Below are 23,161 nucleotides of genomic sequence, written 5' to 3' on the forward strand. Positions count from 1 at the left end.
AGTAGTGTCCCAGGAGAGATTCGAACTCCCGACCGACGCCTTAGAAGGGCGTTGCTCTATCCAGCTGAGCTACTGAGACGTTTATGATATAAGTTGCGGTAAAACTTATGTATTACCTTAACTGTTCCCTTAGGACACTTCTTATTATAGTAGGATATCAAAAGAAAGTCAACGCTTTTTCAAAAAAAGTTTTTTCTTTTTTTAATAACCAGGAAGCGGGGAAAAACGCTTCCTGTTCATTATACATGAAGTCATTCCATTTGATAAGCATTTCTTAGTTCTTCAACGATTTTTCCTTCAAGGTCATAATAGATGATTTCAAGTTGGTCATTTCCGATTTCCAAAATGGCATAGGTTTTTTCTTTTCGTCCACGCGGCTGACGTATGCTTCCCGGGTTGATGAAGAGCTTGCCGTCAATCAATTCAGAGCCTGCAGCGTGGGAATGACCAAAGCAAACAATATCCGCCCCTGTCTCTTCACTTTTATAAGATAGGTTCATCAAGGTCATATTTATGTTATAGAGGTGTCCATGTGTAAGGAAGAAACGCTTGCCTGCGATGTTCTCCACAATGTCATTCGGATATGCCGAATCATAGTCACAATTCCCGCGTACGGCTAAGAACCCCGACATGTGAGGGTCATTTCTTTCCAACTCTGAATCACCGCAATGGATCATGGCTGCAACCTCTTGTTTATGACGGTCGGTAATCATGCTGATTTCATGAGTTAAGCCATGACTGTCACTCATTATTAGCACTTTCATCGTCACATTCCTTCTTCCCTTTTTAGAAATAGATCAAGTTTTTCATCTAGAGCCCTCAATGCATTGGCACGGTGGCTGATTTTGTTTTTTTCCTCTTTTGTCAATTCTGCGTTTGTTTTACCCTGTTCCTCAACAAAAAAGATGGGATCATAACCAAATCCATTCGCTCCTGAAGGCCGTTCTGTAATCAAGCCTTCCATCGTTCCCGATACCGTAATCGTTTCCTGGTTGGGTGACGCTAGTGCCAATGCGCAATAAAACCTCGCCGTTCTATCCTCTTTTGGCACGCCTTCCAGTTCCCGGAGGACTTTTTCCGTGTTCGCTTCATCACTCTTGGACTCTCCAGCATAGCGCGCAGAATATACGCCTGGACGGCCCTCCAATGCATCTACAATCAATCCGGAATCATCAGCAATGACAAAACGGCCTAGCTGATGGGCAATGGCCTCTGCCTTCAGGATTGCATTTTCTTCAAATGTCGTCCCTGTTTCCTCAACATCCGGAGCATCCGGTACATCAAGAAGTGTTTTGACTTCATATCCTTTAGCAGAGAATAAGCTTTCGAACTCCTTTGCTTTCCCTTTATTTTTCGTTGCAATTATTACTGTCTTCATTTTTCATTTCACCCTTTTTCATTTTATCGGCATGTGAGCTCTTTTCGGTCTAAGAAAGAATTTGCTGTACTCATTATATGTTAAGCCGCTTATTCTCCAGTGCCAAACGGACGAATTCAACGCTGCCTTTCATGATCAATAACGGCTGCTGAATTTTCCAGATAAGTTAAGTCTAACACAACTCCCTCATCTGAAATAACCTGAAACTTATAAACTAACGTTTGTAATTTTCACTATGTTCAATATGGATATTAACTTTTATGTTATTTATTGAAGTCTTATCAAAGGAATTAATAATTCTGTTATCCCACTTATTGACATGGTATCTGTATGCCTTTTCACTTATGTTAAATAGGTCTGTATTGATTTTCTCCCCCGTCTCCAATGTCTTCAAAATATCATGCTTAACTTTTGTTTCTACCTTTTTTTCGATTTTTTCCATATCCAAGTTAGCTATATTTTGTTTCAATATTCCATTTGCTCTAACCTCTAAGTCATATAAGGGTTTCTTTTGTTGTTCCAATACTATGATGTTTGTTTTAGGGTCCATGATTTCAACACTTACCTTTTGTTTGTTCAGGGAAAAAAACATTACTGTCGCCTTGTTTTCAACCCATTTTAAACCTATCAAATCTTGTTTACTTACGTACCCTTTATATTGTTGTTTTGATAAAACATAGCCGCCATTCAACGTTGGTATCTTCTTTTCTTTCCCGCCCTCTGAGTAATGATGCTCATTTATGACCAAAGAGGGAATTAAAATGGAACCAACCGGTTGATAAAACTTCGAAACCAGTTCACTGAATTTTAACGGGGAAATGAAATAGTTCTCGTTAATAACGGTCTCTGGCCTTTGAATGATCGTGAATAAGTTAGGTAGATTAAAGAAACTATCACTGTCAAACACCTTTTTAATATCCTTGTTCGTAACGAACAGCCATGAATTGTATCGCAATAAGGGCTCTTTTCCTACATATTCAATGAAATCCTTCATTTTATTCTTGATTACATTCTCACTTAAAATGAAGGAGTTAATATGCCCGATATAAAGCGGTAATGCGGCATGTTGTTCTAATTCGGTAAATGCTTCCTCGATACTTTCCCCTTTACCTTCCCCAATGACAACAGTAGATCTTTCTTGTAATGCAGTGGCCCCCTCTTGTTTTGCTATATCCGCAAAATTCAACGCTTGAAAGTATAAGATGAATTCACCCTCTTTATAATCGATCCCTAGAGCGGATCCATATGTTTGAGCTTGAATTTCCTTCATTCCCCAGCATCCTGTCGTCAATAAAAGTTGACAGCCAATAACCATGACTGCAATTAGCTTTCTCATTTGTTCGACTCCTTTTGCGGTTCATTATCACTGGACTGTATAGCTTGATTCCGCTGCCTTAACATCCCATACGGAAGCTTGAATAAGACTTTTAACATATCCGATTTATTTGGTTTGGAAAATGGATTCACAAAAGGCTGTCCGAAACTTTCCAAGGAAACCACAACAATCAAGATAAGGAATATTCCCATGAAGAATCCAAACAAGCCTAAAAACGCTGAACAAGCAAATATGAATAACCTTATAAGAACGATATTTCCAGCAATATTCTGATTGATTAAGGTATAGCTTGAGAGAACAGTAACAGCTATTACTACTAACATGGAGGGTGAAGTCAGCCCTGCCCGAATCGCTGCATCACCTATAATCAATCCACCCAACACAGAAACCGTCGGACCTACAGCTTTTGGCAGGCGAAGACCAGCTTCTTTAAATAGTTCAAACAATATGATCATCATGAATGCCTCTAAAGAAGCAGGTATCGGTAATCCTTGTCTCGTGATTGAAATCGTCGCAAGAAGCGAAAAGGGAATTTGGTCGAATTGATAGGAAACTAACGCTATAAAAAAACCCGGTAACGCAACCGTTACAAATAAGGCGACTACACGAATGATGCGCATAAAACTAATGTAAAAAAAGCTTGCATGTGCGTCATCAGCAGAATAAAGTAACTGATTAATACTGGTCGGTCCGATCAAGCATGTGGGATTCCCGTCCACCAGGATGGCAAAGCGTCCTTGATTTAAGGATTCAACAACATAGTCCGGTCGACCGATATAATCCATTAATGGGAAGATGGAAAGTTGAGTATCATATAGGAGTTCTTCAACTTGGTAACTGCTGACTATGATATCAACATTTAATGAATCCAATCGTTTTTTAATATCCAAAAGAATCGAAGGATTAATAATGTCATCTATATAAAGTAGCAATATTTTGGTTTTACTTCTTTTCCCGATTGTATATTCAATGCATTTAAGTGTTGACGTTTTTAACCTTTGGCGAATTAAAGACATGTTATCCGAAATATTCTCAATAAATCCATCTCTAGGTCCGCGAATGGAAGATTCTATATTGGACTCTTCCGGACTACGCTTAGGGGAATTAGCTAATGGAGTATAGTAAATTTCATTAGAAGATTCATTAATAATGATTAGGTCTCCTGAAAATAGAATGCTTTCTACTTCCTCTTTTAAATCGGCGTCTTTTTTTAGCGTACTGATCTCCATAATATTGCTTAATTGATCAATTGTTAATTCCCCATTTTCTTGAACCGCTTTTGATATTGTAGGCAGTATCACTTCATTGATAAATTGCATATCGACTAAGTTTGGCGCATATAAAAACCCCAACAAATAACGACCTTCAGGATCAAATGTTTTTTTTCTTAAAACAACATCAGAGGAATGTTCGAACCATTTTTGGATTTGGTCAATGCAAGAAGGAGTTCCATTCAATTTTCCCTTCCTCATAATGTTTCACCTTTTCCTTTTCCCTTTTTTATAATAAGGAATAACAGTATAATTGCAGCACTCAAGAGAAACAGACTACTGATCGGAAAGAAATATTTGTATATAAAATAAAAAAATGAAGTGGCATCCCAATGGATTAGCGTTCCAATAACAATTAATGAATATAGTGAGAGCAGTATCCACTTCTGATGTTTTGAATTTGAGATTAATTTATATCCTATAAATAAACATAAACTTATTCGAATCATGGCACCTGAAAGCCATTGGAAAATGGACAGGAAATCGAGTCGAGTAATATAATAGCCAAACCTTAACAGCTTCCACTGTTCATAAGCTGGATTCCTCATTTTAACTGCTTCCACGGAACCAAATTCTGCAATCGCCCCAATCAGGGGTCCTAACGTAAGCATGATTAAAATTACACTAACTAATAAAAGCCACTTGGCTTTTAGCTTACCTTTCAGGTAAGGAGTCAAAAATAAAAAAACGATAATTTCTAAATATCCTGCACTCGTATACAAAATACCATTTAGAGTATTGCGATACCCGCTTTCAAATATCGGGAACAATAATTCGTAATTCTTATTACTCGTATTCCCCAGCCCCACAAATATCCCAAAAAAAGTGACGAACGGAAGAAACAGGAGAGCCAAAGTACTTATGGTGCGTATTCCTTTATAAGTTGCAAAAATACAAATAAAAGTGAATAGGCTAACGACTACAATGTTCGGTATGTCATGAGTATAATTAGCTTTTGCCCAAATCACTGTAAACTTGACGGTAATGAAGGCGTTAAATATAAAGTACAACCCAAATGCTATAGTGAAAATATATGTAACAAAAGGTGTAGACCATTTTTTTAGAAAAGCGATTATATCTTCTTTATCTAGTTTTTTATAAATATAAAAAATAAATAGGGTCCAAACGATACATGGAACAACACTTATTATGACACTTATCCATGCGTCGCGTTGTGATGCGGTCAATATATTAGGAAGGAGTAGGACATGTACCATGAATCCTGTATTCATGATGATTAAAACATAGATGTGTAAAGCCTGAATGATCTTTTGATCCATAATATCCCCCCATTAATTACACGATTAAAAGTAATTTCCCCTTTTAAAAATTTATTTATGTAAAAACTTTCTCTTGATACTAGAAATGCTTGGCGGCGGTATTAGTATTCAACTAAAAACAATGTATACAACAGGTGCAATAATAGCGTGGTAACAATTGTGGAATAAAAAATAGAGGCAGCTGCAGGCTGCCTCATTGTGATTTCCAGATATAAATTGCTCTTTAAAAACTACCTGTGTTGACTTTCTCTGGACGGACCACTGGTTCGGATAATTTCTTGCCTTCTTCATTAAGAACATCTGCGCTGCCCTGCACTTGCACTTCAACGCTTTCAATTCCTTTCTGTTCCGTTAAGGAAAGGACCAAGGCATCAAGGACTTCTTGTGATACCTTTTTCTCTTTAAAGCTTCCAAGGATATTTTCATTAAAATTGAGGCTGACCTTACCTTCTGCGACTTTAGGCTCGTCAAGTAAAGCTACATCACTCATGAACCCTGTTTGCAGGCTTGAACCTGAAGGACTCTTCGTTAATTCCTGAATGACCGCTGTTACATTATCAGACACCGTTTCGCTGATCCTGCGTGTCACCGGAACATAATAGGTGTACTCCTCGTCACCGCCTACATAATAAACGGTCAGTGATTTGGTATTGGAAATGTCGACTACGTCACTCGTATCGATATTGATTCCTGACGACCTTGAGACATTCTCATCTATCGGTGTGCCATTGACAGGCATTTCGGATATATCTTCCCCATTAATTCTCATTTGGATTTTCTCGACCGAGTCGAATTGTGTCAGTGTCCATGTAATGGCTTGGAGGATTTTAAGTTCATCCTCTTTCTGATAATTTTTGAACTCCGGCGAAAAGTCCGCCACAGCCACTCCGTCTTTAATGTTCACGCTTATTTGGGTATCGGCAGGAATGACGGCCCTGAATCCATTCGGAAGTTTATCCGTGACAGGTCCGTTAGTGACAAGGTAATCAAGAGCCTGTTTGGCGACAGCTTCCGATTTAGGAAGTTCCAATGTTTGTGGAACCACATACCCGCTTTTATCAATTAAATATAACTCCGTCTTCACTGTTTTCGTTTCAACAGCGCCCTCTTCTCCATCAGTCGCGGGCTTTTCCTCACCATTCATTTCTGTTTCTTTTAATGAAGATTCATCCTCGACTAATGAAACATCCTTCGGCGGATCTATTTCCTTTTTCTCTTCACCGCCAAATAATCCACAGCCTGAAAGCCAAAAAGAAGATGCCAGAATGGTCACAGCCATTGTTACTTTTGATTTATTGGACATAAAATCACTCCTAGGACAGTTTGTACTCCTATTTATACGAGCCCTAGGGGAAAATAGACCAATTATTTTTCTCTTTGATAATGGGGCTGGGCAATTTACCCGTTTGTCAGCTTCACTGGGATTTCGGGACTACCTGAATGGAACAATCGAATCCGATTCCCCAATATAACCGGAATGATGGACAGAATCATTTCATCCACCTGCGTTTCCCTTATGAAATCACCCACTAATTCTGCACTGCCGACAAGCCAGATCCTTGAACCTTCTTTCTGTCTTCCGATGAAATCATCTACATCTTCGTCCATAACCCTTTCGCACTTCTTGAAAGCAGGCTTTATGTTGATAGGGAAATTCTTGTTCCAAAATATGAATCTGTCATATGTCTCATAATCACCGTATCGATACTAACACCGTCTGTTCAAGACAAGAAAAAAAGACTTCCAAATGGAAGTCTTATAAGTGATCGATTTTAATTGTTTCAATGGTATTGACATGAATACCGAGCCAGCTCGACGCGATGGAACCAAACATATCTCTGGAACCGGTTGTATAAAAGCGATGAACTGGGCGGAGCTTGCTTTTATTGATTAATTTATAGTAATCCAAAATGACACTTGCCTCACGGGCGGTTTCTTCCCCAGAGGAAATGACTTGTACTTCATCCCCCATATAGGAAGAGATTACAGGCCCCAGCAGTGGATAATGGGTACATCCAAGGATCAATGTATCGATCTTCGTTTTCTTCAACGGGTTCAAGGTTTGTGCCACGACCCTATTGACGATACCCCCTTCAAACTCCCCGCTTTCTACGATTGGGACAAATTTCGGGCATGCTAAACTATCTACTTTCACATCGGAATTGATGGAGGCAAGCGCGTCGTCATATGCTTTGCTTTTCACCGTGCCTTCCGTACCAATCACGCCAATATGCAAGGAATCAGAAACTTTCAATGCCGCCCTTGCCCCTGGATGGATGACACCCAACACCGGAATCGGAAGTGTTGCCCTGATTTCATCCAGTACAGCTGCAGTCGCTGTATTGCAGGCGATGATCAGCATTTTTATTTCCTTCTTCATCAAAAACCTCGTCATTTGCCATGTAAAGGTTTGGACATCTTTTTTGGTCCTTGGCCCATAAGGGCATCTTGCTGTATCACCTAAGTAAATTATATTTTCATTTGGAAGCTGACGCATGACTTCTTTAGCTACTGTCAAACCGCCTACCCCTGAATCAATGATGCCTATCGGTTGTTTCAAAAAACTCGCCTCATTTTTCTTTCATTTCTTGATGTAGTTTTACTAGAATCCCTTTGAGGGACATGATGTCAGATTCGTTAAAATTGACTAACACGCCACTCAAGTACTGCTGCCGTTTATTAATCACTTCTTCGATTATCCGTTCACCTTCTTCAAGAAGGTGAATTCGAACCACACGCCGGTCCTTTTCATCCCTGACACGCTGGACAAGCTGATGTTTCTCCATGCGGTCAATCAGATCCGTCGTTGTGCTGAAGGCGAGAAACATCTTCGTGGACAATTCGCCAATCGTCATGTCACCTGATTCAAAAAGCCATTGCAAAGCCACGAATTGAGGAATGGTAATTTTATAATCATGGAGAATTTCTCTCCCCCTTTGTTTAAGCCATGACGATACATAGCGCAATTCCCTCTCGATATCGGCTACATATGCCGCCTGCTTCTCTTCATCCATACACACAGCTCCCCACTTCATGAAACTTATCATACTACCATTTTGGATGAAAGTGAAATGATTTTCAAGATTGATTACCTGGAATCATAATGAAACGCTCTCATAAAAATAAGCAGCATCCAAAGAAGTCAAAACAACCAAATTGTTTTGCCCTTCCTTATATGCTGCCAATGAACGGGAGAGAAAATATTTATTAGGCTTACGTATTAAGAGTTAACACATTAAAGCTTAAGTTCTCCCATACGAAGGAGTTCTATGACTGCCTGCGAACGTCCTTTAACTCCAAGCTTCTGCATCGCATTCGAAATATGGTTTCGAACTGTTTTTTCGCTAATAAACAATTCACCTGCGATTTCTTTTGTTGTTTTGTCTTGTACTAGTAACTCAAATACTTCTTTTTCTCTTTTGGTGAGTAGTGGCTTATGAGTGAATTCGTTCTCCTTCAAGTAATGTTACCCTCCTTGCCTTCACCAGCATAAAACCCGGAGTGGGTGTCTATTTAGTCAAGATATAGTATGTCGGCTGGGGCAATGGAGTGACTATTTTACTTGTCTAAATGGAAATATTTTTAGGAATGTTCCAGCACAGTTTGCCACATCGAGTGCTTCATCTCTTCCGTCCAAGGTATCGGCTTTCCGGTGGCCTTGGAGACTTGTACAATCGTCCCCCTGCCCGTTAAACAAATTGATCCATCCTGTTTGGTCCCCATATAATGTATGTCCACTGAAGAATTTCCGATATGGTCAGCTTTCACATGGATCGTCAATCGATCATTGAAAAAAACCTGCTTCAGGTAATCACACTGTAAGTTAGCAACAACCGGCATCTCACCGCATTCAGCAGAGGTCCAATCCGACATGAATCCCATGCTATTGAAATACTCAATCCGTGCTTCCTCAAAATAAGTAAAAGGAATCGTGTTATTCATGTGCCCAAACATATCAGTTTCTGAAAAGCGGACCTTAATCTCATGTTTAAAGGAAAAATCATTGATCCACTCCGTTATATTATCAATATATGATATTTTGCCCAACTTGTGCACACCCTTTCTGAAATGAATGACTATTCACTCATTTTATAAGAAAAAAGCCATAATGAAAAGTATTTTATATTGGAAGATGTTTAATTTTATCATTCTCACTTCATTAATTTAGTCATTCAGCATTTGCGGGTGCCACAAATCATTTTACACATCAATCCAAGCTATCAATCGATAAAAAAAGAACCCATATCATAAGATATAGGTTCTTTCATGTTCATTATTAAACTTCATCGCTGCCGAAGAAGTTACGGAATTGTTGGATCGTAGTATCACGGTTCAACGCTGCAATCGAAGTAGTTAATGGAATGCCTTTAGGGCAAGACTGCACACAGTTTTGTGAGTTACCGCAGTTTGCAAGTCCTCCATCACCCATGATTGTATTTAAACGTTCAGCTTTGTTCATTGCACCTGTTGGATGTGCGTTGAACAACCGAACTTGTGATAATGGTTGTGGCCCCATGAAGTCTGAATTGCTGTTTACGTTCGGACAAGCTTCCAAACAAACACCGCAAGTCATACATTTAGATAACTCGTAAGCCCATTGACGTTTCTTTTCTGGCATACGCGGTCCCGGTCCAAGATTGTACGTTCCATCGATTGGAATCCATGCTTTTACCTTTTTCAATGAGTCGAACATACGGCTGCGATCGACTTGCAGGTCACGAACAACAGGGAATGTACGCATTGGAGCTAGACGAACTGGCTGCTCCAATTGATCGATAAGAGCTGTACATGATTGTCTTGGTTTACCATTGATAACCATTGAACAAGCACCACATACCTCTTCAAGACAGTTCATGTCCCATGCGATTGCTGTAGTGTGCTTGCCTTGTACAGTTACCGGATTACGACGAATTTCCATAAGAGCCGAAATTACGTTCATATTCGGGCGGTATGCTAATTCGAATTCCTCATCATAAGGAGCTGAATCCGGTGTATCTTGACGAGTGATTATAAAACGGACTGTTTTAGTCTCAGATTTAGTTTCAACCATTTTTTTGCTCCCCCTCTTTAGTGTTTCGTAGTGTAGTCACGTTTACGCGGTGCGATCAGTGATACATCAATATCTTCATAATGGAATTCTGGTGCTTGATCCAAGCCTTTGAATGTTGCCATAGTAGTTTTCATGAATTCCTCATCATTACGTTCTGGGAAATCAGGTTTGTAATGCGCTCCGCGGCTTTCGTCACGGTTTAACGCACCAATTGTGATTACACGAGCCAATTGCATCATGTTTTGCAGCTGTCTAGTGAATGCAGCTCCTTGGTTACTCCATTTAGCCGTGTCATTGATGTTAATTTTCTTGTAACGTTCCATTAGTTCAAGTATCTTGTTATCCGTTTCTTTCAGCTTGTCATTGTAACGAACTACAGTAACATGCTGTGTCATCCACTCACCAAGTTCTTTGTGAAGGACGTACGCATTTTCGTTACCATCAAGAGACATGACTTCATTCCATTTCTCTTGTTCTTGTTTTTCGTACCCTTCATACAATGAAGAAGGAATGGATTCTGAAGTTTTATCAAGGCCTTCAATATATTTAACGGCGTTCGGTCCAGCGACTGAACCACCATAGATTGCAGAAAGAAGTGAGTTAGCACCAAGACGGTTACCGCCATGTTGTGAGTAATCACACTCACCTGCAGCGAATAAACCTTTGATGTTAGTCATTTGGTCATAATCCACCCAAAGTCCGCCCATAGAATAGTGAACCGCAGGGAAAATTTTCATTGGAACTTTACGAGGATCTTCACCCATGAATTTCTCGTAGATTTCAATGATTCCGCCAAGTTTAATATCAAGTAATTTCGGATCTTTATGTGATAGATCCAGGTAAACCATGTTTTCTCCATTAATGCCAAGCTTCATGTTCATGCAGACGTCGAAGATTTCACGAGTCGCGATATCACGAGGTACTAGATTACCATAAGCAGGGTATTTTTCTTCAAGGAAATACCAAGGTTTTCCGTCTTTATATGTCCAGATACGTCCACCTTCACCACGAGCGGATTCACTCATTAGACGAAGTTTGTCATCTCCAGGGATTGCTGTCGGGTGAATTTGAATGAACTCACCATTTGCATAATTTACACCTTGTTGATAAACGATGGAAGCTGCTGAACCTGTATTGATCATTGAGTTAGTTGATTTACCGAAAATGATTCCAGGGCCGCCGCTCGCCATGATGACTGCGTCTCCAGGGAATGATTTGATTTCCATTGAAGTCAGGTTTTGAGCTACGATACCGCGTGCTGTTTGCTCATCATCGATTACAGCTCCAAGGAATTCCCAGCCTTCATATTTCGTTACAAGGCCTTCAACTTCATAACGGCGAACCTGCTCGTCCAATGCGTAAAGTAATTGCTGACCAGTTGTTGCACCAGCGAATGCTGTACGGCTATGTTGAGTACCACCGAAACGACGGAAATCAAGAAGACCTTCCGGAGTACGGTTGAACATAACACCCATACGGTCAAACATATGGATGATCGATGGTGCTGCTTCGCACATCGCTTTAACCGGCGGTTGGTTAGCCAAGAAATCTCCGCCATAAACTGTATCGTCGAAGTGGATATATGGAGAATCCCCTTCACCTTTTGTATTTACTGCCCCGTTGATTCCGCCTTGGGCACAAACTGAGTGAGAGCGTTTAACAGGCACTAAAGAAAATAAATCAACCTGTTGTCCCAGCTCTGCTGCTTTGATCGTAGCCATTAATCCAGCTAGACCTCCACCAACGATAACTATTTTACCTTTACCCAATTCTGTCACTCCCTTATTTCCATTAGCCAAGCTATGTTTTTCCTAATTCTTATAAATGAACTCTATCTTCTTATACGAAAGCGAAAATTGCGCTGATTCCGATATAAGAAAGAAGAACGAAAACGATCAATGTAAAGTAAGTCATGATTCTTTGCGATCTTGGTGAAACTGTAAGACCCCAGCTGACTGCAAATGACCATAATCCATTAGCAAAGTGGAAGATTGCCGAGATAATACCAACAATATAGAACACAATCATAAATGGACTAGAGAAAATTTCAGCCATCATGTCAAAGTTAACTTCAGCACCCATAGCTGCTTGAATTCTAGTTGCCCATATATGCCAAACAAGGAAAATCAACGTTATGATTCCAGTTAGACGTTGTAGCATGAACATCCAGTTACGGAAGAAACTAAATCTGCCTAAATTGTTTTTTGCTGTAAAGGCAATATAAATTCCGTACACAGCATGGAAAATGAGCGGTAGATAGATGACGACCCATTCTACCAGAATCTTCACGGGCGTATACTCAATTAAATGAACTGCCCCATTAAAAGTCTCTTCTCCTTTTGTTGCCATAAAGTTTACCGATAAATGAAAAATTAGGAATAGACCAATTGGAATTACTCCTAGAAGTGAATGAAGCCTGCGATTCCCAAACTCACGATTTTTTGCCACTAAGTGCCCCCCCTTAATTTGTGAAAAATCATGCAAAGATAAACTGGTGGCTACCTTTTATCTCCGCGTGAAAATACAGTATAGAGTCAAAAAAACTCCTCTATACTTCCTTTACAATTATGTGACATGTCCATTTTACTCCTGACTTCTATATGCGTCAAGAAAACGGATACAAGAAATCTCTTTTTCAGAATAGATTTTATTGGATTAAATTAGCTATTTTTTGTATGTCAAGATGATATTTTAAATAAATTTCTAATTTAACTATTAATATCTCGATATAATTTCTCATTTTTTTCCAATTGATATTTAAATAAATAAAAAACAGTATAATTTGCAAAAGAAATACGTTTATAATAGATTTACAGAAAGAGGCGATAAATTATGAAAAAAAATATTGCTGCTGCGATAGAAGAAGAGATTCAAACTGAAGAAATTCAAACTGAAGAATTCCTGGTTCCAGCTTTCGGATACGAATTAATCAGAGAAGTTCTATTGAACGATATTCTCGGAAAAGACTCTAATCAAATCCTCTATTGGGCAGGTAAACAATTAGCAAGAAAATTCCCATTGAATGGCGATCAGGAAGTGATTGAATTTTTCCAAAGCGCTGGATGGGGCAATCTAGAAATCTTGAAGTATACAAAACACGAGATGGAATTATCCCTGACGGGTGAAATAATCAGCCGCCGCCTGGATTTACACCCTGATTGTCACTTCCAACTTGAAGCCGGTTTCCTTGCCGAGCAGTTTACACTGCAAAAAAAATTCCTCAGCGAATCAACGGAAGAAATTAAACGCCGCGCAAAAAAAGTGATATTCACCATCCAATGGGATCCCAGAGATCCAATCTAATGAGCCCTTAAAACAGACTTACCCTTTTTACCGGAAGTCTGTTTTTTATTGGACTCCTGACACTTAAGCTAGCACATTTGCATGCTGACCTAGTTTAAATGCTTCATGAAGAGATTCGACCGCCTTCACCATTTCCTTTTCATTGACGACAGTCGAAACTTTAATTTCCGATGTGCTGACCATTTTCACCTGGATGCCTGTATTGGCCATCACTTCAAACATCTCGGCAGCCACTCCCGGATTGGATACCATACCAGAACCGACGATGGACACTTTTGCCAATCCGCTCTCCGTTTCGACTCGGTCGAATCCCAATTGTTCTTTATTATTTTCCAGCACGATCAAGGCCGCTTCCGTATCTTCACTTTTTGTGGAAAAAGATAGATTGGTCGTATCCTCGGCAGTCATGCTTTGAATGATGATGTCCACATTAATCCGGTTTTTCGCAAGTGTTGTGAAGATTGTGGATAATGCACCAAGTGATTGGGGCAAACCATATATTGTGACCCTCGTAATACTGTCTTCAAAAGCAATCCCGCGTACAATTAAGTTTTCTTCCATAGTTGCTTCCTCCTCAATGATCGTTCCTGATTCTCTCTCCATGCTTGAACGGACTTCAAGCGGTATTTGATAATTTTTTGCATATTCGACAGCCCTTGGATGAAGGACGCCCGCCCCCAAGTTGGCAAGTTCCAGCATTTCATCATAAGAAATCGATTGGAGTTTTCGTGCGCCTTTTATGTAGCGAGGGTCCGTTGTGAAAACACCCGTTACATCCGTATAAATATCGCATCTATCCGCATTCAGCGCTGCAGCGATGGCAACCGCTGTCGTATCGGAACCGCCTCGCCCTAAGGTAGTGATTTCCCCATTTGCATCGTTCCCCTGGAAACCAGCCACGACCACTATTTTCTTCTCCTGAAGCTGAGCTTGGATCCTCGTGGCATCGATGTTTAAAATCCGGGCATTCCCATGAACGGATTCCGTTTGCATGCCAGCCTGCCAGCCAGTATACGAAATGGCTTCATGTCCTTCTTCAATCAATGCCATCGTTAACAGGGAAATCGTTACCTGTTCCCCCGTAGTCAATAGCATATCCATTTCCCTCTTGCTCGGGGTTCCGGAAATATCCCGGGCCATGGAAACCAATTGATCCGTGGTTTTCCCCATGGCTGAAACAACGACGACTACCTCATTTCCATTCTGCGCTTCCTCGATTACCCGATTGGCAACATTTTTGATTTTTTCTACGCTTCCGACGGATGTTCCGCCAAATTTTTGAACGATTAATGCCATCCTCATGCACCCTCTCTACCTTTTTAGGCAATAAAAAAAGCAATGAGAAATATCTCATTGCTGTGATCACATATCTAAATACTGTAAACACAGTGAGATAGCTCTCCAGGGTATAAACCCTGACAATCCGCCATTTATTAAATGTCGGACCAGGAAAACAAGGTATGAGTCTTGTCTTCCTTCGGCGTCATCCCCTTTCAAAACCTTTCATGGAAGCTCATACTTCTCCAGGTTTTTACTCTTGAATTCCGCACCTCTATCAGCACTTTTAAGTTGTCTAGTTAAAAATTCTTTTTAATCATAGCATAGAGATTTATCGGTAGCAAGATTATTCTTGTAATTTTCTAACGATTCCCTCTGCTACCCCTTTTGGCATGCCAGCTTCCATGATTTCCTCGGCGGTTGCCTCTTTGATTTTCTTCAATGATCCAAAATGCCTTAATAATTGCTTCCTTCGCTTTTCCCCGACTCCTGGAATATCATCAAGCTGGGAGTGAACTGCATTTTTCCCGCGTAGCTGACGATGGAATGTAATCGCGAACCGATGCACTTCATCCTGAATTCTTTGCAATAGGTAAAATTCCTGGCTCCGTGAATCAAGAGGTACGATTTCAAGCGGATTTCCGATCATCAATTGCGAGGTCCTATGCTTTTCATCCTTAATGAGGCCTGAAAGTGGAATATCAAGGCCCAATTCATTTTCCAGAATATCCCGTACGGCTTCAACATGTCCCTTTCCGCCATCAATGATGATCAAGTCCGGAAGCGGCAGCCCTTCTTTCAATACCCGTGAATACCTTCTTCTGACCACTTCACGCATCGATTCATAATCATCAGGCCCTTGGACCGTCTTGATCTTATATTTGCGGTACTCCCTTTTTTCCGGCTTTCCATCAATGAACACGACTAAAGCGGAAACTGGGTCACTTCCCTGGATGTTGGAGTTATCGAAAGCTTCAATTCGATGCGGGGTGTAGATACCCAGTTGCTTCCCGAGGTTTTCCACCGCATTGATCGTTCTTTCTTCATCCCTTTCAATCAAAGAGAATTTTTCCTGAAGCGCGATGGAGGCATTTTTATTCGCCAATTTAAGCATGTCTTTTTTCGCTCCCCGTTTCGGGTGAATCGTTTTGACACCAAGCAGCCCTTCGGCCATTTCGGCATCCACTGATTCAGGCAGCAAGATTTCCTTTGGTTTAAAGTGGTTCGTAATCTCGTAAAACTGACCGAGGAATGTAAGAAGTTCCTGTTCGGGTTCATCGTAGACCGGAAAAAGTGAAACATCCCTTTCTATTAATTTACCCTGCCGGACAAAAAATACCTGAACGCACATCCAGCCTTTATCATAGGCAAAACCAAATACATCCCTGTCGATGAAATCTGTCGTCATCATTTTCTGCTTCTCCATCGTAATATCGATATGGGCAATTTTGTCACGGAACTCCTTGGCCCTCTCGAAATCGAGATCTTCCGATGCCTCCAGCATTTTTTCAGTCAGTTCTTTTTTTATTTCAGTATGCCCGCCGTTCAAGAACCTGTTGATATCATCCACCATTTTTTTATATTCCTGTTCCTCTACATCATATACACATGGGGCCAGGCACTGGCCAAGGTGATAGTAGAGACAAACGCGATCAGGTAAAGTATTGCATTTTCTAAGGGGATAGATGCGGTCGAGCAATTTTTTCGTTTCGTTAGCTGCAAATGCATTCGGATAAGGACCGAAATATTTACCTTTGTCTTTTTTGACTTTTCGCGTAATGATTAGACGTGGGTGGCGTTCCGCAGTCAGCTTTATGAAGGGATACGTCTTATCATCCTTTAGCATGACATTATATTTTGGGTCATGTTTTTTGATTAAGTTCAACTCTAAAATAAGAGCCTCGATATTGGAAGAGGTGACAATATATTCAAAATCCTCAATTTCATTCACGAGCCGGAATGTTTTTCCGTCATGAGATCCCGTGAAATAAGAACGGACACGATTTTTCAACACTTTCGCTTTGCCTACATAGATGATCGTTCCCTGACGATCTTTCATTAAATAACAACCAGGTTGATCGGGAAGAAGGGCAAGTTTATTCTTTATTTGTTGATTCACGCATTCAGCCTCCTGTTCTCCCTTTTTTACAATTATTATATATCAAGATAGCGAAAAAAGCTTCAAGTCCGCAGACTTGAAGCTTTTTTTAGCTAACCTACTATTACGCGTGTTTTGAAATAAGTTCAGCAAGTGCTTCTTTAGGTTGGAAACCAACAACCTTATCAACCACTTCACCGTCTTTAAGCACGATTAATGTAGGGATGCTCATCACACCAAATTTTCCAGCTGTTTCTTGGTTTTCATCCACATCCACTTTTACGATTTTTGCTGTATCGCCAATTTCAGTATCAAGCTCTTGAAGAACAGGAGCGATCATTTTACAAGGTCCGCACCATGGAGCCCAAAAATCTACAAGAACGACACCTTCGCTAGTATCTGTTGTGAACGTTTGGTCAGTTGCATTTATAATTGCCATATATATTTCCTCCTCAAATTTACTCAAATAACTAAAAACAGTATATCATTGTTGCTCGAATCGATGCTAATATTTTGCTTCAGTGGTAGGATGTCCAAAGAAAGAGTAAATATGCAGGCCAAATAAAGGGGCAAGACATGTATCGGCTTATGCCAAATGTCTTGCCCCTCATCTGTATTATTTCTATTACGCGTTAACTTTAAGTTTTTTGAATTCTTCCGTTAGTAACGGAACGACTTCGAAAAGGTCTCCGACAATTCCATAATCCGCCACATTGAATATGTTAGCTTCCGGGTCTTTATTGATCGCAACGATAACCTTCGAGTTGGACATCCCAGCTAAATGCTGGATCGCACCGGAAATTCCGCAGGCGATATAAAGGTCAGGTGTTACGACTTTACCCGTTTGCCCGATTTGCAAAGAGTAATCGCAATAATCCGCATCACATGCTCCGCGGGAAGCTCCTACCGCTCCGCCAAGAACTTGTGCCAGTTCCTTTAATGGTTCAAAACCATCTTCACTTTTCACGCCGCGGCCACCAGCGATGATTACTTTCGCTTCTGAAAGGTCGACCCCTTCACTGGCTTTTCTTACAACATCTTTAATGATTGTACGTAAATCCTTGATATCCACACTTAATGTAGAAACATCACCAGAGCGGGACTCATCTTTCGCTAATGGTTCGATATTGTTCGGACGGATTGTCGCGAATATCACGCCATCTGTTACAATTTTCTTTTCAAATGCCTTACCGGAATAGATCGGACGGGTGAAAACGATATTTCCGCCTTCTTCTTCAATGGTTGTAACGTCGGAGATCAATCCTGATTCAAGCTTTCCAGCCAATTTTGGTGCAAGGTCTTTTCCTAGGGCCGTATGTCCAAAGAATATCCCTTCTGGTTTTTCCTGTTCGATGACGGCAAGCAAGCTTTGCGCATAACCATCTGAAGTATATTGTTTCAATTGATCATTTTCGACTGCAACAACCCGGTCTGCCCCATACTGGATCAATTCATTTCCGAAATTTTGAACACTGTCACCAACCAAGACACCTACTATTTCCCCGCCATCTGCAGCAAGTTTAGCCGCACCGATAGCTTCAAATGATACATTTCTCAGTGAACCGTCACGAACTTCGCCCAATACAAGAAACTTTCTAGCCATTTATAAAAACCTCCTGTGCACTATTTTATCTTTTTGTCGTGTGTTGTTATTTTGAAAAAGTACCGTTTCGATTAAATCACTTTTGCTTCGCTTCGTAATAATTGAACAAGTTCGCTTACTTGATCACCGATTTCGCCGTTTAATACTTTTCCAGCTTCTTTTTTAGCAGGAAGGTAAATTTCAATCGTTTTTGTTTTTGCCTCAACATCTTCTTCTTCCAAATCCAGGTCATCCAATTCCAATTCTTCAAGCGGTTTTTTCTTCGCTTTCATGATTCCCGGCAATGATGGATAACGTGGTTCGTTTAGCCCTTGCTGAGCCGTCACCAACAACGGAAGGGATGCTTCGATCGTTTCAGAGTCCCCTTCGACATCACGGATAACGCTTACATTTCCATTTTCGATGTCCAGCTTAGTAATGGTAGTAATATAGGGAATTTCTAAAATTTCGGCCACGCGTGGTCCCACTTGACCAGAACCGCCATCAATTGCAACGTTCCCTGCAATGATTAAATCGGCATTTTTATCTTTTAAGTATTCGCCTATAATTTTGGCAGTCGTGAATTGGTCGCCATTTTCAATATCGTCTTCTATATTTATCAATACGGCTTTGTCAGCACCCATTGCCAGCGCCGTACGTAATTGCTTTTCAGCCTCTTCGGTTCCGACGGAAATAACCGTTACTTCGCCGCCTTGTGCATCACGCACCTGGATTGCTTCTTCAACTGCATACTCATCGTATGGATTAATGATGAATTCTGCTCCATCCTCATTAATTTTCCCGTTGGATAGAGTAATTTTTTCTTCTGTATCAAATGTTCTTTTCAGCAGTACATAAATGTTCACGATAATACCTCCCGAATGATTTGAGTTTTGAAGATTATGAATTTTATTGATATATAGTATTGTATTCTACAGATTTCATCAAAATCCTGCATGATATATAAAAATAGTTATTTATACTCGAATCATCATTTCCCTGTGAATACAGCTTCCCTTTTTTCAATGAAAGCGCCGATTCCTTCTTGTGCATCAGCAGTATCGAAAGCTTGGCCAAAGAGGGCGGCTTCCCTTTCCACACCTTTATGGTAGGCATCATGCTTGGAATAATTTAATAACTCTATGGCCGACTTTAAAGCAAGCGGGCTTTTCTTGGCAATTTTATTGGCTAGTTCTTTAGCTTTCGGAATCAATTCTTCATCCGTGAAGGCATGATTCGCCAATCCGCATTGTACAGCTTGGGTACCTGAAATCGGTTCACTTGTAAACAGCATTTCAGCTGCCTTTGCCATGCCCACATAACGAGGAAGACGTTGGGTCCCAGCAAATCCAGGGATTAAGCCCAACTGCAGCTCAGGCAAACCCAGTTTAGCCCTTTCGGTTACCAAACGGATGTGACAGGCCATGGCCAGCTCCAATCCTCCGCCAAGGGCCGCTCCATGGATGGCTGCAATGACCGGTTTTGGGAAAGATTCGATTTTCTCAAAAACAGATTGCCCGTTCTTGGTCAGCTTCTCGAAAGCTTTCCCGTCTTTCACTTCCGTAAACTCCTTAATGTCTGCTCCTGCAGAGAAGAATCTTCCTTCACCATGAAGAAGGACAACCCGTACGGCCTCATCATTCTCAATTTGGTCGAAGGCCTGTGACAGCTCTCCGATGATAGCCGAAGAAAGTGCATTTGCAGGTGCATGATCAATAGTTATAAAAGCCACATGATTTTCGACAGAAAGCTTAAGATATTCCATTTCAATCCCTCCAGGCATACTAGTCGAACTTTTTCGAAAATTTAATATGTATCACTTCCCGATAAAACTGGAAGCAGAATTAACCGATTCTTTCGAGGATGGCTCGCCATCCTCTATTTAAATCGTTAACTTTTCAGGCCACAGCCGCCAATCAGAAGGCGGTGAACATCTGGTGCAAGGTCTGGGAGCGAATACTTTTGCTCATTCATGACCCAGGTCGTCACTGTTTCGTCAATCGTTCCAAAAATCATCTGCCTGGCAAGTAAATTATTTAAATCAGGCAGGAATTCGCCGTTTTCTTTTCCTTCTATAATGATTTGATCGATTAAATTTAAATACCCTCTTAACACATCATTAATTCTTAGGCGCAATTCTTTATTCGACTGTCTTAATTCCAACTGAGTGACAATTGCTAAATTCACGTCTTCTGAAAGGTTTTTAAAATGTTTTTGGATGAGCACATGCAGTTTATCCGAAGCAGTGGTCTTTCCTTTTAGCTCTTCTTCGATCTGTTCCACAAAATAGCCCATCTTTTCATGGAATAATGATATTAGGATATCTTCTTTATTTTTAAAATAAAGATATATGGTGCCATCCGCTACCCCTGCCTGCTTGGCGATTTTGGATACTTGGGCTTGATAGTAACCGTTTTGGGCAATGACGATAACGGCCGCATCAATAATTTGATTATACTTAGGTCTGTTGCTTTTCACTGGATGTCCCCTTTCAGAAAATGAATGAATCATCATTCATATTTCTATCATAAAATGATGACCCTTTACTGTCAAGCAAAACTTCTAAGGGGCCTGACATTCACTTCTGTTCATTGTACAGTCCCCATCCATAGGTTGTCCAGCCGTTTTGCAAAACACGGAGCTCTCTTCCGCTGCTCCGTTAAAAGGGGGGTGCATGTTTAAGCTTCTTTTCTTTCCTCGGATATTTTTTTCTTTTCCTCCTCGATTAGGACCCTTCTCAGGATCTTTCCTATCGTCGTTTTTGGAAGTTCATTCCTGAATTCATAGCTGCGCGGCACCTTATAGGAAGCCAGGTTCTTTCTGGCAAATTCATTCAATTCCTCTTCTGTGACCCTCGCATTTTTTTTCAGTACGACATAGGCCTTGACGGTTTCCCCGCGATATGGGTCAGGGATACCTGCCACAACCACTTCCTGTATGGCCTCATGCTCGTATAGCACCTCTTCCACCTCACGTGGATATATATTGAAACCGCCTGCAATGATTGTATCCTTTTTCCTCTCGACGACATAAAAGAACCCCTGCTCATCCATGTAACCCAGATCGCCAGTAAGCAGCCAGCCATTTTTAAAGGTTTTTTCCGTTTCATCCGGACGATTCCAATATCCTTGCATCACCTGTGGTCCTTTTATTGCAATCTCTCCAATTTCATTCGGAGGAAGCTCTTCAAAGTTTTCCAGGGACAGAATCACCGAGTCGGTATCTGGCCAAGGCAGTCCAACGCTTCCTTTTACACGCGGCTGATCCCAAATGAAATTAGCATGTGTCACCGGTGAGGTTTCTGAAAGCCCATAGCCTTCAACAAGCTTTCCGCCGGTAATTTTCTCAAACTGCTCCTGGACCTCTAAGGGCAATGATGCAGAACCGCTTATACAGGCATTGATGGAAGAAAGGTCATATTTGGCGATATCCGGATGGTTCAAGAGGCCAATATACATCGTGGGTGCTCCTGGAAACATGGTCGGTTTCTGTTTTTGAATGGTTTTAAGCGTCGCTTCGACATCAAATTTTGGCATGATGATCATGGTGTTCCCTTCCATGACGGATAAAACCAAAACTGTAGTCATACCGTATACATGGAAGAAAGGCAGAATCGCAAGGATCCTTTCCTCACCGCGCTTATTTTTATAAAGCCATGCATTGCACATTTTCGTATTTGCCAGCATGTTCTTATGGGTAAGCATGACCCCTTTGGGAAAGCCTGTTGTCCCACCTGTATATTGCAAAAGCGCAAGGTCATTATCCACATCGATTGGCACTGTGACTTCTTCAGTGATCTTTCGTTTCATGATTTCGGAAAATAAATGATGATTCCCATCATGCTCCACATTGATGACAATGCCGTATTGCTTTTTTTGGATAAAAGGATAGATAAGATTTTTCGGGAATGGTAAATATTCCTTGATAGCGGTTACAATTATATGTTCTATATCCGTTCTTGATGCCACTGCTGTGACACGGGGAAATAAAATATCCATCGCTAAAATTATTTTCGCTCCGGAATCTTTCATTTGATATTCTAATTCACGTTCCGTATAGGTTGGATTCGTTTGAACCACGACTCCGCCGGCCATCAAAATCCCAAAAAAGCTTATGACACCCTGAGGGCAGTTTGGAAGCATGACGGCAACGCGTTCACCTTTTTGAAGACCGATACTTTTTAAATAGGCTGCAAACTTTAAAGCCGATTCATGCACTTCCCGGAAAGTTAATTCTTTTCCCTGGAAATGAATCGATACTTTATCAGGGAATTCTTCAGCTGATTCCTTCAAAAAAGAATATAGAGGTTTATCTTCGTACGACAAAACAGCGGGTATCTGTTCCGGATAAATAGCTTGCCATGGCTTATTGCTCATTTGCCCCCTCCTTCTGAATATTCTCAATACTCTTAATCATTATAATACAATCGGGATTTTCTTACAATTGCCGAATTTCAGAGTATAAAGACCTTATGATGAGAAGCAGACCAGTATATATCCTATGCCAACCACAGGGAACGAAATACATTAAAAGAGAGAAAAAAAAGGAGTGGATCCACTCCTTACAGACTGTAGACAAATTAGGG

General features: G+C 40.7%; 23 protein-coding genes, 1 tRNA gene and 1 riboswitch. Of the genes, 1 reads left to right on the forward strand and 23 read right to left on the reverse strand.

The annotated features are described in order from the left end of the window. Positions 1 to 5: 5 nt before the first annotated feature. The 15 genes from ACIROD_RS06255 to ACIROD_RS06325 form a co-directional block, all read right to left on the reverse strand. Positions 6 to 79 (reverse strand) — tRNA-Arg (locus tag ACIROD_RS06255). A gap of 172 nt (positions 80 to 251) precedes the next feature. Then, positions 252 to 764, reverse strand: a complete 513-nt coding sequence (locus tag ACIROD_RS06260) for a metallophosphoesterase (protein WP_260358268.1) — start codon at positions 762 to 764, stop codon at positions 252 to 254. Between the two features lie 2 nt (positions 765 to 766). Next, the gene (locus ACIROD_RS06265; RefSeq protein ID WP_101222828.1) at positions 767 to 1,378 is read right to left on the reverse strand and encodes an XTP/dITP diphosphatase; all 612 of its coding nucleotides are present in this window, start codon (positions 1,376 to 1,378) and stop codon (positions 767 to 769) included. A 214-nt stretch (positions 1,379 to 1,592) separates the two neighbouring features. After that, on the reverse strand, positions 1,593 to 2,714 hold the full coding sequence (locus ACIROD_RS06270; RefSeq protein WP_230176781.1) for a Ger(x)C family spore germination protein: 1,122 nt from the start codon (positions 2,712 to 2,714) through the stop codon (positions 1,593 to 1,595). Next, the gene (locus tag ACIROD_RS06275; protein ID WP_402938807.1) at positions 2,711 to 4,186 is read right to left on the reverse strand and encodes a spore germination protein; all 1,476 of its coding nucleotides are present in this window, start codon (positions 4,184 to 4,186) and stop codon (positions 2,711 to 2,713) included. Before ACIROD_RS06275 ends, ACIROD_RS06270 begins: the two co-directional genes overlap by 4 nt. After that, positions 4,183 to 5,265, reverse strand: coding sequence for a GerAB/ArcD/ProY family transporter (locus ACIROD_RS06280; RefSeq protein ID WP_402938810.1), 1,083 nt, complete (start codon positions 5,263 to 5,265; stop codon positions 4,183 to 4,185). The genes ACIROD_RS06275 and ACIROD_RS06280 overlap by 4 nt, the downstream gene beginning before the upstream one ends. 223 nt (positions 5,266 to 5,488) lie before the next feature. After that, a complete protein-coding gene (locus tag ACIROD_RS06285; RefSeq protein ID WP_101222832.1) occupies positions 5,489 to 6,568 on the reverse strand; it encodes a GerMN domain-containing protein in 1,080 nt (359 codons plus the stop codon). A 95-nt stretch (positions 6,569 to 6,663) separates the two neighbouring features. Then, positions 6,664 to 6,873, reverse strand: a complete 210-nt coding sequence (locus ACIROD_RS06290) for a dihydrofolate reductase family protein (protein WP_402938814.1) — start codon at positions 6,871 to 6,873, stop codon at positions 6,664 to 6,666. Between the two features lie 148 nt (positions 6,874 to 7,021). Continuing rightward, positions 7,022 to 7,825, reverse strand: a complete 804-nt coding sequence (gene racE, locus ACIROD_RS06295; RefSeq protein WP_101222834.1) for a glutamate racemase — start codon at positions 7,823 to 7,825, stop codon at positions 7,022 to 7,024. Between the two features lie 10 nt (positions 7,826 to 7,835). Beyond that, positions 7,836 to 8,279: a MarR family winged helix-turn-helix transcriptional regulator gene (locus tag ACIROD_RS06300; RefSeq protein WP_101222835.1), complete on the reverse strand. Its 444-nt coding sequence runs from the start codon at positions 8,277 to 8,279 to the stop codon at positions 7,836 to 7,838. A gap of 221 nt (positions 8,280 to 8,500) precedes the next feature. Beyond that, positions 8,501 to 8,725: a helix-turn-helix domain-containing protein gene (locus ACIROD_RS06305; RefSeq protein WP_028392149.1), complete on the reverse strand. Its 225-nt coding sequence runs from the start codon at positions 8,723 to 8,725 to the stop codon at positions 8,501 to 8,503. A 122-nt stretch (positions 8,726 to 8,847) separates the two neighbouring features. Continuing rightward, positions 8,848 to 9,312 carry an acyl-CoA thioesterase gene (locus ACIROD_RS06310; RefSeq protein WP_230176778.1) on the reverse strand — a complete coding sequence of 155 codons (465 nt, stop codon included), beginning with the start codon at positions 9,310 to 9,312 and terminating at the stop codon, positions 8,848 to 8,850. Positions 9,313 to 9,541: 229 nt separating this feature from the next. Next, on the reverse strand, positions 9,542 to 10,315 hold the full coding sequence (gene sdhB / locus ACIROD_RS06315; RefSeq protein ID WP_048689018.1) for a succinate dehydrogenase iron-sulfur subunit: 774 nt from the start codon (positions 10,313 to 10,315) through the stop codon (positions 9,542 to 9,544). Between the two features lie 17 nt (positions 10,316 to 10,332). Beyond that, a complete protein-coding gene (gene sdhA / locus ACIROD_RS06320; RefSeq protein WP_095390769.1) occupies positions 10,333 to 12,084 on the reverse strand; it encodes a succinate dehydrogenase flavoprotein subunit in 1,752 nt (583 codons plus the stop codon). Between the two features lie 70 nt (positions 12,085 to 12,154). Continuing rightward, the gene (locus ACIROD_RS06325) at positions 12,155 to 12,763 is read right to left on the reverse strand and encodes a succinate dehydrogenase cytochrome b558 subunit (RefSeq protein WP_034308986.1); all 609 of its coding nucleotides are present in this window, start codon (positions 12,761 to 12,763) and stop codon (positions 12,155 to 12,157) included. A gap of 384 nt (positions 12,764 to 13,147) precedes the next feature. Here ACIROD_RS06325 and ACIROD_RS06330 point away from each other — a divergent pair, with 384 nt between their 5' ends. After that, positions 13,148 to 13,618: a YslB family protein gene (locus tag ACIROD_RS06330; protein ID WP_101222837.1), complete on the forward strand. Its 471-nt coding sequence runs from the start codon at positions 13,148 to 13,150 to the stop codon at positions 13,616 to 13,618. Positions 13,619 to 13,681: 63 nt separating this feature from the next. Here ACIROD_RS06330 and ACIROD_RS06335 read toward each other — a convergent pair whose 3' ends face one another. The 8 genes from ACIROD_RS06335 to ACIROD_RS06370 all read right to left on the reverse strand — a co-directional run bounded on the left by ACIROD_RS06335 (position 13,682) and on the right by ACIROD_RS06370 (position 22,952). Beyond that, positions 13,682 to 14,914: an aspartate kinase gene (locus ACIROD_RS06335; RefSeq protein ID WP_101222838.1), complete on the reverse strand. Its 1,233-nt coding sequence runs from the start codon at positions 14,912 to 14,914 to the stop codon at positions 13,682 to 13,684. Positions 14,915 to 15,004: 90 nt separating this feature from the next. After that, positions 15,005 to 15,181, reverse strand: a riboswitch (Lysine riboswitch). A gap of 61 nt (positions 15,182 to 15,242) precedes the next feature. Continuing rightward, entirely contained in the window at positions 15,243 to 17,015 is a 1,773-nt protein-coding gene (gene uvrC, locus ACIROD_RS06340) for an excinuclease ABC subunit UvrC (protein WP_230176777.1), read from the reverse strand. A gap of 103 nt (positions 17,016 to 17,118) precedes the next feature. Next, entirely contained in the window at positions 17,119 to 17,433 is a 315-nt protein-coding gene (trxA, locus tag ACIROD_RS06345; protein WP_101222840.1) for a thioredoxin, read from the reverse strand. 186 nt (positions 17,434 to 17,619) lie between these two features. Beyond that, complete coding sequence (locus ACIROD_RS06350; protein ID WP_230176776.1) at positions 17,620 to 18,597, reverse strand: electron transfer flavoprotein subunit alpha/FixB family protein; 978 nt, start codon at positions 18,595 to 18,597, stop codon at positions 17,620 to 17,622. A 71-nt stretch (positions 18,598 to 18,668) separates the two neighbouring features. Next, entirely contained in the window at positions 18,669 to 19,442 is a 774-nt protein-coding gene (locus ACIROD_RS06355; RefSeq protein WP_101222842.1) for an electron transfer flavoprotein subunit beta/FixA family protein, read from the reverse strand. A 125-nt stretch (positions 19,443 to 19,567) separates the two neighbouring features. Then, the gene (locus ACIROD_RS06360) at positions 19,568 to 20,341 is read right to left on the reverse strand and encodes an enoyl-CoA hydratase (protein ID WP_402938821.1); all 774 of its coding nucleotides are present in this window, start codon (positions 20,339 to 20,341) and stop codon (positions 19,568 to 19,570) included. A 125-nt stretch (positions 20,342 to 20,466) separates the two neighbouring features. Continuing rightward, positions 20,467 to 21,054: a fatty acid metabolism transcriptional regulator FadR gene (locus ACIROD_RS06365; protein WP_101222845.1), complete on the reverse strand. Its 588-nt coding sequence runs from the start codon at positions 21,052 to 21,054 to the stop codon at positions 20,467 to 20,469. A gap of 200 nt (positions 21,055 to 21,254) precedes the next feature. Then, positions 21,255 to 22,952 carry a long-chain-fatty-acid--CoA ligase gene (locus ACIROD_RS06370; protein WP_402938824.1) on the reverse strand — a complete coding sequence of 566 codons (1,698 nt, stop codon included), beginning with the start codon at positions 22,950 to 22,952 and terminating at the stop codon, positions 21,255 to 21,257. Positions 22,953 to 23,161 lie beyond the last annotated feature (209 nt).

It is taken from the genome of Peribacillus sp. NPDC101481 (assembly GCF_044767165.1).
Classification (GTDB): Bacteria; Bacillota; Bacilli; order Bacillales; family DSM-1321; genus Peribacillus.